The 10375-nt window shown below is 70.6% G+C and carries 9 protein-coding genes; all 9 read right to left on the bottom strand.

All coding sequences use genetic code 11. The features are described 5' to 3' along the window. Window positions 1-211 (bottom strand): contractile injection system protein, VgrG/Pvc8 family (locus FM069_RS19885; protein ID WP_267904211.1); only part of this gene is annotated, 211 nt, incomplete at its 3' end. A 196-nt stretch (window positions 212-407) separates the two neighbouring features. Then, window positions 408-1337 carry an NAD-dependent epimerase/dehydratase family protein gene (locus FM069_RS19880; RefSeq protein ID WP_143490150.1) on the bottom strand — a complete coding sequence of 310 codons (930 nt, stop codon included), beginning with the start codon at window positions 1335-1337 and terminating at the stop codon, window positions 408-410. Next, on the bottom strand, window positions 1330-2214 hold the full coding sequence (locus tag FM069_RS19875; RefSeq protein WP_143490149.1) for a sugar nucleotide-binding protein: 885 nt from the start codon (window positions 2212-2214) through the stop codon (window positions 1330-1332). The genes FM069_RS19880 and FM069_RS19875 overlap by 8 nt, the downstream gene beginning before the upstream one ends. A 177-nt stretch (window positions 2215-2391) precedes the next feature. After that, window positions 2392-3960, bottom strand: coding sequence for an alpha/beta hydrolase-fold protein (locus FM069_RS19870; RefSeq protein ID WP_143490148.1), 1569 nt, complete (start codon window positions 3958-3960; stop codon window positions 2392-2394). Next, window positions 3954-6398, bottom strand: coding sequence for a TonB-dependent siderophore receptor (locus tag FM069_RS19865; RefSeq protein ID WP_143490147.1), 2445 nt, complete (start codon window positions 6396-6398; stop codon window positions 3954-3956). The genes FM069_RS19870 and FM069_RS19865 overlap by 7 nt, the downstream gene beginning before the upstream one ends. A gap of 91 nt (window positions 6399-6489) precedes the next feature. After that, a complete protein-coding gene (locus FM069_RS19860) occupies window positions 6490-7434 on the bottom strand; it encodes a FecR domain-containing protein (RefSeq protein ID WP_143490146.1) in 945 nt (314 codons plus the stop codon). Next, a complete protein-coding gene (locus FM069_RS19855) occupies window positions 7431-7967 on the bottom strand; it encodes a sigma-70 family RNA polymerase sigma factor (RefSeq protein WP_233282088.1) in 537 nt (178 codons plus the stop codon). The genes FM069_RS19860 and FM069_RS19855 overlap by 4 nt, the downstream gene beginning before the upstream one ends. A 286-nt stretch (window positions 7968-8253) precedes the next feature. Beyond that, window positions 8254-8757: a single-stranded DNA-binding protein gene (locus FM069_RS19850; RefSeq protein ID WP_143490144.1), complete on the bottom strand. Its 504-nt coding sequence runs from the start codon at window positions 8755-8757 to the stop codon at window positions 8254-8256. Between the two features lie 144 nt (window positions 8758-8901). Continuing rightward, window positions 8902-10296 (bottom strand): MFS transporter, encoded by a 1395-nt coding sequence (locus tag FM069_RS19845; protein WP_143490143.1) that lies wholly within the window; start codon window positions 10294-10296, stop codon window positions 8902-8904. Between the last annotated feature and the right edge of the window lie 79 nt (window positions 10297-10375).

The following is a 10375-nucleotide window of genomic DNA, read 5'->3' as shown; positions in this document are numbered from 1 at the left end:
GGCCGTTGAGGTGGCGCGTGCCACCCCCCTGCAGCTCGATCTCCACCGTCACCGGCGTGCCCAGCATCGACTCCGGGTCCAGGTCCTTCTGCTCGCTCTTCAGGGTCACCATGAAGTCGAACAGCCGGGAAAGCGCTTCCCGCCCGCTCAGCGCCGCGAAGCGCAGCACGGTCGGGCCCAGGGCTGTGGTGACGTTGAGGACGCGGTTCACGAATAGGCTCCCTGCCATGAGGGGCCGAAGTCCGTCGCGGCGTGTCGAGTTCAGGAAGGCGGAGGCGGCCGAGTGGCCCTCCAAAATGATGGCGGCATGCTACTGCGGTAGCCGTCCGGCGTTCTGTGATGGCCTTCCGCTTCTACCGCCGGCGAATGCCGACGGTTTCGCAAACCGAAAAAAATCCGCAGGACGCTCAGCGTTCCAGCAGATGGGCGAGACCGACGGCGAGGGGTGTGGGTTCGGGGAAGTCGTAGCGCTGCAGCAGGCGCCGGTTGGCGGCGCGGGAGTGGCGGATGTCGCCGGCCCGAGCGGGGCGATGGCGCACCGGTGGCAGGCTGCCGAGGACCTCGCGCACGGCGTCCAGGAGCTGGTTGAGGCTGATGCTGCGGTCGAGCCCGACATTCACCGGGCCCGGCTCGATGTGGTCCCGCAACAGGGCCTGGCAGAGCACGCCCACCAGGTCGCCGATGTAGACGAAATCGCGGGTCTGCTCGCCGTCGCCGAAGATGTCGATGGGCGTGCCCGCCAGGGCGCGCTCGGCGAAGATGCTGATCACCCCGGAATAGGGCGAGGACGGGTCCTGGCGCGGCCCGAAGATATTGAAGAAGCGGAAGATCGCCGGCTCCAGGCCGTGCTGACGCCGGTAGAAGTCCAGGTAGTGCTCGCTGGCCAGCTTGTCGGCGGCATAGGGCGTCAGCGGCGCCTTGGGGGTGTCCTCGTCCACCGCCAGGCCCTCGCCGTTCTGCCCGTACACCGCCGCGCTGGAGGCGAACAGCACGCGGCGCACGCCGTGCACGCGCATCGCCTCGCACAGGTTGAGGGTGCCGAGGAAATTGCTGCGGTGGGTGCCCACCGGGTCATCCACCGAGGCCTGCACCGAGGCGACCGCCGCCAGGTGGGCCACGGCGCGACAGCCGGCCACGGCCCGCGCCAGGTGCGCCGGGTCGGCGACGTCGCCCTCGATCAGCTCCAGACGCGGGTCGTCCAGCGGCAGGTTGCCAGGGCGGCCGGTGGAGAGGTCGTCCAGCACCCGCACGGCATGCCCCCGGGCCAGCAGGGCGTCGGCCAGGTGCGAGCCGATGAAACCGGCACCGCCGGTGATCAGGATGGGGGCGTCAGACATGGCGGTAGTAACGGTTCAGCAGGTCCGGCAGGCCGCTGCGCCAGGCGCGGGGCTTGATGCCGAAGGTGTGCAGGATCTTCTTGCAGGCGAGCACCGCGTGCTGCGGCTCGGCGCCGGCATCGGGACGCTCGGCGTGGGCCTGGGCGGTGATCTCGCGGGTCTTGAGAGGATGCAGGCCGCGGGCCTCGCCGAGGATGGTCTGGCCCAGCACCAGGGGCGTGGTCGCCTCCTGGCCGCCGTAGTGGTAGGTGCCCCACAGGGGCGCCTGGCAGTCCAGTTGTTTGAGCACCGCCAGCAGGACCCGGGCGGCGTCGTCCACCGGCGTCGGGTTGCCCCGGCGGTCGTCGGCAAGGAGCACGTCCTCGTCGTTCTCGGCACGGGTCAGCAGGCGGCCCAGCACGCCTTCGCGGCTATCGTCCAGCAGCCAGCCGAAGCGCAGCAGCACGTGACGGGGGCAGACGGCACGGACCTGCTGCTCGATCCGCCAGAGGGACTGGCCCCGCAACCCCAGGGGCGCGGGCTCGTCCTTCTCGCTGTAGGCGGTGGCGCGGGTGCCATCGAAGACGCGGTAGCTGGAGGGTTGCAGCAGCAGCATGCCGTGGTGCTGGCAGAGTTCGCCGAGACGCTCCACGGCTTCTTCCTGTGCAGCGCAGCGCGCTTCGCTGACCTGCTCGGCCTGGAACCAGTCGAAGTAGTAGGCGAGGTTGATCACCGCGTCCGGGCGGGTATCGTCGAGCAGCTGGGTCAGGCTGGGGACATCCCAGCCCTGCTCGGGCGGGCGCGGTGCGAGGAAACCGATGTCCTCCTCGGCTCCCAATCGGATCAGCGCCTGCCCCAGGGCATTGCCGCCACCCAACAACATCAGGCGCATGCGCATGGTGGTGCAGGTCACTCCAGTGAAAGGACCACCGCGCGGCGAGGACCGCGACCGTGGCGTGAACAGGTGATGAGGCCGCGGCGAGCGGCCGGAAAGAGCCGTATTGTGCGGATTTTGCCCTGGCTCGTCACCCGCAAAGTGATCGGCGCCGCGGCAGCCCGCGCGACGCCGGCCGCGTCACCGGGGTGGCGGCGTGCCGATCAGCGCCAGCAGCCCCTCGGCCAGGGTGCCGCGCCAGTTCAGGTAGTCGTGCCCGCTGGCCCACTCCCGGTGCACCACCGGGTAGCCCTTCGCCCGCAGCACATCGCGCAGGTGGCGGGTGGTCTCGAAGATGCCCAGTTGGCCGTCGCCCTGCTCGAACTGCCCCGCCTCCAGGTAGAAGCGCACCGGCAGGCGCGGCGCCTCGACGTACTGCCGGGTGAGCCATTCCGGCTCCTCGCCGGGCGGCGCCCACCAGTAGGAGCCTGACTGGCTGAGCACGTTGCCGAACACCTGGGGGTAGCGCAGCGCCACGTAGGACGCAGCCAGGCCGCCGTAGCTGGAACCCGCCACCACGGTGCGCGACGCCGGTGCATCGAGCCCCCGGGCCTGCAGCCAGGGCCGCAGCTCTTCGGCGAGGAAGCGGGCGAACCGCGGATTGCCGGGCAGCTCCGCCGCCCGCGTGTCGCCGCTGGGGTTGTCGATCAGCACGGCGGCGGTGGGCGGCAGCGCGCCGGCGGCGATCAGGTTGTCCAGCACGGTCGGGGTCGGCACCTTGTCCAGATAGGGCCCGGCGTCGAACAGGTAGAGCAGGTGGTTGTCGGCGCCACCCGGCTGGTAGCCCGCGGGGCGGTAGAGGTAGACGGCCCGCTGGTTACCCAGCAACGGGCTGTCGAACAGATGGCGCTCCACGCTGCCCCTGGCCACGCCCGGGCGCGGCGCCACCCAGGGCTGGGGCGGCGCGTCGGCCAGTTCCAGCACCGAGTCGTAGCGGAACGGATCGGCCTGCCGCGCCGGGAAGGCCCGCGGGTTGAGCGGGTCAGCCTGGGCAGTGGCGAGGATCGCCCGGCGCCGGGTGCCCGGGTCGGCATTCAGCTCCGGGACATCCGGCGCCAGCTGGTAGGACAGCCGGGTCTGCCGGGGCAGGCGGAAGGTGACGAACCACACGTCGGAGCGCCCCAGCCGTTGCAGCGCCGCGTGGTCGTAGCCGGGGCCGCCGAACAGCCGAACATTGCGCTGCGCGCCACGCCAGAGGAAGGTCACCCAGTCTTCGCCAGGGCCCGCTGGTTCCACCAAGGGCGTACCGTGGGCGGCCCTCTCCGCCCAGAACGCCGTGCTGTCGCCGCCCCGCTCCAACTCCGCCTGGAGGCGCCGCAGCCGCGGGCTGTCCAGGGTCTCCGCGGGCGCGTGTTGCGCCGCCAGGGGCACCGGCGCGGCCAGCACCAGGCGATAGGCGGCGTCCGGCGCGCCGCTCAGGTGCAGCAGGAAGTCGTTCCCGGCCGGGGCCACCAGCTGGAAGCCGCGGCGACCGTCCTGGGCCTCCACCAGTCGGCGCAGGGGCCGGTCGGCGGAATCCGCCAGCTCCAGTTGCAGCCCGCGCCCGGGCAGCTCGCCGCTCAGGTAGGCGTCCCGCTCCAGGGACAGCGGCACGCGCTGCTGGCCGCGGGCGTCCAGGCGACCCTCGACGGTGCGCGGCCCCGGGTCGGCGTTCGCCAGGGCGACGAGACCGGCCAGCAGGCCGGCCCACAGCAGGCCGCGGATCACCATGCGTAGTTCACGCTGGCGGTGACGGTGCGGCTGGCACCGTAGAAGCACGAGTCGACGCTGGCGCAGGAGGCCGCGTAGCGCTTGTCGGTGAGGTTGCTGGCATTGAGCTGCAGCGAGGTGCCCTTCAGGGCCGGCGCCAGGTGGTCGAGGTCGTAGCCGAGCATGGCGTCGAACAGGGTCACGGCGTCCACCTTGTAGGTGTTGCGGGCGTCGCCGAAGCTGGAGCCGACGTAGCGCGCGCCACCGCCCACGGTCAGCCCCGCCAGGCCGAGACCATCCAGGTGGTAGCTGCCCCACAGGGCGGCGAGGTGGTTGGGCTGCCGCGCCGGCTGCTTGCCCTCGACCCCGGCCTGGGCGGTCTCGGTGACTTCGGGCTTGAGGTAGGTGTAGGAACCCACCAGGTCGAGGGATTCGCCGACCCGGCCGCGGGCCTCGAACTCCACGCCGCGGGAACGCACCTCGCCGTTCTGCACGTTGTAGCCGAGGTTGCTGTCCCAGGCGCTGACGTTGCGCTGGCGCAAGTCGAAGCCGGACAGGGTGAACAGGCTGTCGGTGCCTGGCGGCTGGTACTTCAGCCCCACCTCGGCCTGCTTGCCGGTGGTGGGTTTGAACGGCGCACTGCCCGGCGCACCGCTGCTCAGCTCGGGCTCGAAGGAGGTGCTGTAGCTGACGTAGGGCGACAGGCCGTTGTCGAAGGCATAGAGCAGGCCAGCGCGACCGGTGACCTTGTCGTCCTTTACCGTCACCCGGCTACCGCCCAGGTTGTTGTCAGTACGGATCTCGGAGCGGTCGTGGCGGCCGCCGAGCATCAGGTTCCAGCCGTCCATCTCGATCTGGTCCTGCAGGTAGCCGCCCAGTTGGTCGGCGCGCTGGGTGTCGTCGGCGATCATGGTCAGCGGCCCCACCGGCACGCCGTACACCGGGTTGCGCACGTCCAGCAGGTAGCGGCCGCGCCAGTCCTGGTCGCGGGCGGTGTCGGTGTCCAGATGGGTACGCTTGTAGTCCACCCCGGCCAGCACGGTGTGGTTCAACGGCCCGGTCTGCAGGTCCAGTTGCATCTGGTTGTCCACCACGAACTGCCGCAGGTCCTCGCGGGACTCGGACGGCGCCCGCTGCAGGTAGCGGCCATCGGCGCTGGCGCTCATGAACACCATCTGCCGGTAGCGCCCGCGTTCCTCCAGGTAGCGCAGGTTCTGGCGGACGGTCAGGGTGTCGTTGAAGCGGTGCTCGAACTGGTAGCCAAGGGCGGATTCTTCGCGCCGGGAGACATAGAAGTGCGGGTCGCCCACGTCGAAGTGCCGCGACAGGCGGCCGTAGCGGCCGTCGTTGGCCACCCCCTCGGTGGGCCAGAAGTTGCGGTAGCCGGCCTCCGGGTCGTGCTGGTAGTAGCCCAGCAGGGTCAGGCTGGTGTTCTCGTCCGGCTGCCAGGTGAGGGCCGGGGCGATGGCGCGGCGCTCTTCGTCCACATGGTCCACTTCCGCCTGGCCCTTGCTGAGCACGCCGTTCAGGCGGTACAGCAGGGTGCCGTCTTCGCTGAGCCGGCCATTGAGGTCGAAGGCGCCGCGCACCAGGGAGTCGCTCCCGGCTGCCAGTTGCACGGCGTTGCGCGCCTCGACGGAGGGCCGCTTGCTGACCATGCTCAGCAGGCCGCCGGGGTTGGCCTGCCCGTAGAGCACCGAGGCCGGGCCGTGGATCAGCTCGACCCGCTCCAGCATCCAGGGGTCGATCTGGGAGCGCGACTCGCCGCCGAAGCTGAGCCCATCCAGATAGGTGGGCGCATAGCCGAAGCCCCGCACGAAGACTTCGTCCACCCGCCGCGACGAGCCGCGGTATTCGCTGAACACACCGCTGGAATAGCGCAGCGCCTGGGCGACGTTGGCCACCGCCTGGTCGTCCATCTGGTCGCGGGTGACCACCGATACGCTCTGGGCGGTGCGGGTCAGCGGCGTGTCGGTCTTGGTGCCGGCGGCGCTGCGCTCGGCCAGGTAGCCGTCCACCGGCCCGGTGGCGCTCTGGCCATTGGCATGCACGTCGGTGGCGCCCAGTTCCACGGCGCTGCCCACGGACGGCGCCTCGCGCACCCGGTACACGCCCTCGCCGCTGGGCAGCGCGTCCAGCCCGGTTCCTTGCAGCAGGTGCCGCAGGCCGTCCGCCACCGACCAGTGCCCGGACAACCCGGCGCTGCGCTTGCCCGCCGCCAGGCCTGGCGGCAGCGACACGCTGACCCCGGCCTGCTCGGCGAAGCTGGCCAGGGCTCCGCTCAAGGGGCCGGCGGGAATGGCGTAGCCGCCCTGTTCCGCCGTCGCCGCCAGCGCCGGAGCCGCGGCGAATGGCAGCCCTGCGGACAGCAGGCCCAGCAGCAGCCCCTGGCGGACGGCAACGGCGGCCGGGGCGAGAAGGAAACGGGAATGGCCGGCGGCCGCGGAGGATAGGGACATGGCAACGGAGCTCTGCTGAGGAGTGTAAAGGAGGGTTCTGCCCGCCTTGACACGCGAGCGCCGGAAAAGGGACAGGGTGCCGGCGTTTTTTTCAGGCCGGCAGCAGGCTGACCCAGTAGCGGGTCCGGTAGCGCACCCGCACCGGCAGCAGCCCCGGCAGGCTGTCGAGGATCGGCGTGGTGTTGGCCAACTGATAACTGCCGGACAGGGTCAGCGCCGCCACCGCCGCGTCGCAGGTCAGCACCCCGGCTCGGTAGCGCTGCAGTTCCACGGCGAAGGCATCCAGGCGCATACCGTCCACGTGCAGCACGCCGCGGGTCCAGGCGTCCCGCCGTGGGTCCGCCGGGGTCGGGGCGCCCAGCCAGGTCTCGCCGAAGAGCAGTTGCTCGCCGGCGTTCACGTCCAAGGAGGGCTGCCCGCCGCTGCGGGTACGGACCTGGACCCGCCCCTCGAATACCGTGAGGCGGCTGCCGACCCCCTCCTCCCGCAGACTGAAGCGCCCGGAAGGCGCCTGCGCGCAGCCCGCTGCGCTCTCCACCACGAAGGGTCGGCCGGCGACGTCCGTCGCCACCTCCACCAGTAACTCGCCCCGCAACAGCCTGACCCGTCGGCAGGCGGCGTCGTAGCGCACGTCCGCCGCGCTGGCGGTATCCAGGTGCAACTGCGAACCATCGCTCAAGGTGTGGCGGGCATGCTCGCCGGTACCGGTGCGGTAGTCCGCCAGCCAGTGATGGTCCGCCCCTTCCCGGTAGCCGAGGACCGCGAGGGTCGCGCCACCGGAAGCCAGCACCATCGACTTCAGCACGTCACGCCGGGCCAGTTGGCGACGCCCCAGCACCGGCACGGCCACCGCCGCGGGTAACTGGCCGACCCGCTGGCTGACCCACAGGGCGCGCTGCCAGGCCGCCTCGTGGTCGGCATGGCTGGCGCGCCAGTGGGCGCAGGCGTCGTGCTCGGCCGGGGCGGCGTCGGGGTCCTGCAGCAGGACGAACCATTCGGCCGCCTGCCGCGCGACCCGGGGATCGAGGGCGCTCATGGCGCCGCCAGCATGCAGTGGGCCAGGGCCTGGGCCACGTAGCGCTTCACGCTGCGCTCGCAGACCTGCAGGCGCAGGGCGATCTCGGCGTAGCCCAGCCCTTCCAGCTGGGCCAGAAGGAAGGCCTCGCGCACCCGCGGCGCCAGTCCCTCCAGCAACGCATCCACCTCGTGCAGGGCCTCGACCAGCAACAACTGCTGCTCCGGCGACGGGTGCTCCGCCTCCGGCACCAGGGCCAGGGCCTGCAACCAGGCCCGCTCCAGGGACTGGCGCCGGTAGTGATTGCACAGCACGCGCCGCGCCACGGTGACCAGGTAGGCCCGCGGCTCGCGAACCTGTTCCAGGCGGAGCGGACGCTCCGCCGAGGCGGTGGCCAGCAGTACCCGGAGAAAGGTGTCCTGGGCCAGGTCTGCCGCCTCGCAGGCGTTGCCCAGGCGCGTCCGCAACCAGCCATGCAGCCAGCCGTGGTGGCTGCGGTAGAGCGCGCCGACGTCGCGGCTCGCGGACGACTCGGCGGATGGCGATAGGGACACGGTTACCCCGGACATAAACAAGAACAATTCTCAATTCTATCCGGACGGAATCTTCCCGTGCAATTCCGCTCTCCGGGACCGTGAGGGGGTGATGACAGGGCCCGCCGATTCCGGCGTTTGCCGAGACGAACCTGGCCCAGGTCGACCTCCCTCACTGGGGCCGATGCGATCCCTTTTTCGCCCATGCCCGGCTGGGCATCAGCCCATCCTGAATTGTGCACGCCCACGAAAAAGCCCCCGGGCCTTGCGGGCCAGGGGGCTTCTGGATGGATACCGGGTCAGCGCATCAGAACGGAATGTCGTCGTCGAAGCTGTCGTAGTCCGGGGCCGGCTGGGGTGCCTGCTGCTGTGGGGCCGGGCGGGATTGCGGGGCCTGCTGCTGGGGGTCGCGCTGCGGACGCGGTGCACGCTGCTGCGGCGCGTAGTCGCCACCGCCTTCGTTGCCGCCCCGGCCGCCGAGCATCTGCATGCTGCCGGTCATGTCCACCACGATCTCGGTGGTGTAGCGCTTGACGCCGTCCTTTTCCCACTCGCGGGTCTGCAGGCGACCTTCCACGTAGACCTGGGAGCCCTTGCGCAGGTATTCGCCGGCGATCTCCGCCAGCTTGCCGAAGAACACCACGCGGTGCCATTCGGTGCGCTCCTGCTGCTGGCCGGTCTGCTTGTCCTTCCAGCTGTCGCTGGTGGCCAGGGTGATGTTGGTCACCGCGTTGCCATTGGGCAGGTAGCGGGTTTCCGGGTCGCCGCCGACGTTGCCGATCAGAATGACTTTGTTAACCCCACGGGCCATAGCGTTCTCCTAGAGGCGACCGGGCCCCGCCGAAAGCGGCAGTCCGGCACGCATTGTTCTGTTGATCGTCGAGGCAAACGCCCCGGGTTGGTTCGGAAGCCTGGCGGGCCGGCTCGCCCGTCCAAGCATAATCGGTGGAGGGCCTCAGTGCCCGGGCGCCGCGCCAGCCGGTGCGATCAGCCCATCCAGGAGCGCACGGTCCACCTGCTGGGTATCCAGCTTCACGTACAGGGCGGATTCCTCGGCCACCACCATGGCGTCGGTGATGCCCGGCTGCGCCAGCAGGCGCGCCACGAGTCCGGCATCGCCGAGGGCATCGGCGTCCAGCGGCAGGCGCAGGCTGGTCACGTAGGGCGGCTCGCGCATCGTAGCAGCAATGACCAACCAAAGCAGCGCGAGGACCGAGCAGCCGAGGAACACGCTGCCCAGGCCGCCGTGCTGGAACAGCCAGCCCCCGAGTATGCCCCCCAGGGCCGCGCCGAGGAACTGGCTGGTGGAGTACACGCCCATGGCCGTGCCCTTGCCGCCGGCCGGCGCCACCTTGCTGATCAGCGACGGCAGCGAAGCCTCCAGCAGGTTGAACGCGGTGAAGAACACGATGGTGCCCAGTACCAGCGCCCGCAGGTTGTCACCGAAGGCCCAGAAATACAGCTCGCAGAGCAGCAGCACCGCCACGGCGCCGATCAGCACCCGCTTCATCCGGCGTTGCTTCTCGGCGTAGATGATGAACGGCACCATGCCGAAGAACCCCACCAGCAAGGCAGTCAGATAGACCCACCAGTGCTGCTCCTTGGGCAGCCCGCCCTGCTCCACCAGCGCCAGGGGCAGCGCGACGAAGCTGGCCATGAGGATCGCGTGCAGGGCGAGGATGCCGAAGTCCAGACGGAGCAGGTCGGGGTGGCGCAGGGTCGGCCCCAGCGCCTGGCGCGCCACGCCGGACTCCCGGTGCTGCAGGGGGCCGGCGGTGCGCGGCACCACCAGCCAGGTGATGAGGATGCCCAGCAGCGCCATGCCGGCGGTGGTCCAGAACAGCCCAGCGAGGCCGAACAGGTGGGTCAGCACCGGCCCCACTACCATGGCCACGGCGAACGACAGGCCGATGCTCATGCCGATCATGGCCATGGCCTTGGTACGGTGCTGTTCGCGGGTGAGGTCGGAAAGCAGCGCCATCACCGCCGCCGAGATCGCCCCGGCGCCCTGCAGCACGCGGCCGGCGATCACGCCCCAGATGGAATCGGCGTTGGCCGCCAGCGCCGCGCCGGCGGCGAACACCAGCAACCCGACGTAGATCACCGGCAGGCGACCGATGCGGTCGGCGAGGATACCGAAGGGAATCTGCAGCACGGCCTGGGTCAGGCCGTAGGCGCCGATGGCCAGGCCGATCAGCGCGGGGGTTGCACCGCTCAGGTCGCGCCCATATGTAGCGAGGACCGGCAGCACCATGAACATGCCGAGCATGCGGAAGGCGAACACCAGCGCCAGGCCGCCCGCGGCGCGTGTCTCGCCGCGGCTCATGCGTTCGCTGTGCGAGTCGTGCATGGAATAACCTCATCAAAACCGGCGGCGATTCTAGCAGTCCAACCTGTGCGGGCACAGCGGTGTCGCTTTGCCGCACACC

The sequence above is a fragment of the Pseudomonas mangiferae genome, assembly GCF_007109405.1.
Lineage (GTDB): Bacteria > Pseudomonadota > Gammaproteobacteria > Pseudomonadales > Pseudomonadaceae > Pseudomonas_T > Pseudomonas_T mangiferae.
Note: the sequence above shows the minus strand (reverse complement) of the source record. Positions and strands in the feature narration are given on the sequence as shown.

Coding starts and splice junctions, on each gene's coding strand:
- FM069_RS19875 (WP_143490149.1), bottom strand. CDS start 2,214: ATGCGCATGCGCCTGATGTTGTTGGGTGGCGGCAATGCCCTGGGGCAG.
- FM069_RS19850 (WP_143490144.1), bottom strand. CDS start 8,757: ATGGCCCGTGGGGTTAACAAAGTCATTCTGATCGGCAACGTCGGCGGC.
- FM069_RS19880 (WP_143490150.1), bottom strand. CDS start 1,337: ATGTCTGACGCCCCCATCCTGATCACCGGCGGTGCCGGTTTCATCGGC.
- FM069_RS19860 (WP_143490146.1), bottom strand. CDS start 7,434: ATGAGCGCCCTCGATCCCCGGGTCGCGCGGCAGGCGGCCGAATGGTTC.
- FM069_RS19870 (WP_143490148.1), bottom strand. CDS start 3,960: ATGGTGATCCGCGGCCTGCTGTGGGCCGGCCTGCTGGCCGGTCTCGTC.
- FM069_RS19845 (WP_143490143.1), bottom strand. CDS start 10,296: ATGCACGACTCGCACAGCGAACGCATGAGCCGCGGCGAGACACGCGCC.
- FM069_RS19865 (WP_143490147.1), bottom strand. CDS start 6,398: ATGTCCCTATCCTCCGCGGCCGCCGGCCATTCCCGTTTCCTTCTCGCC.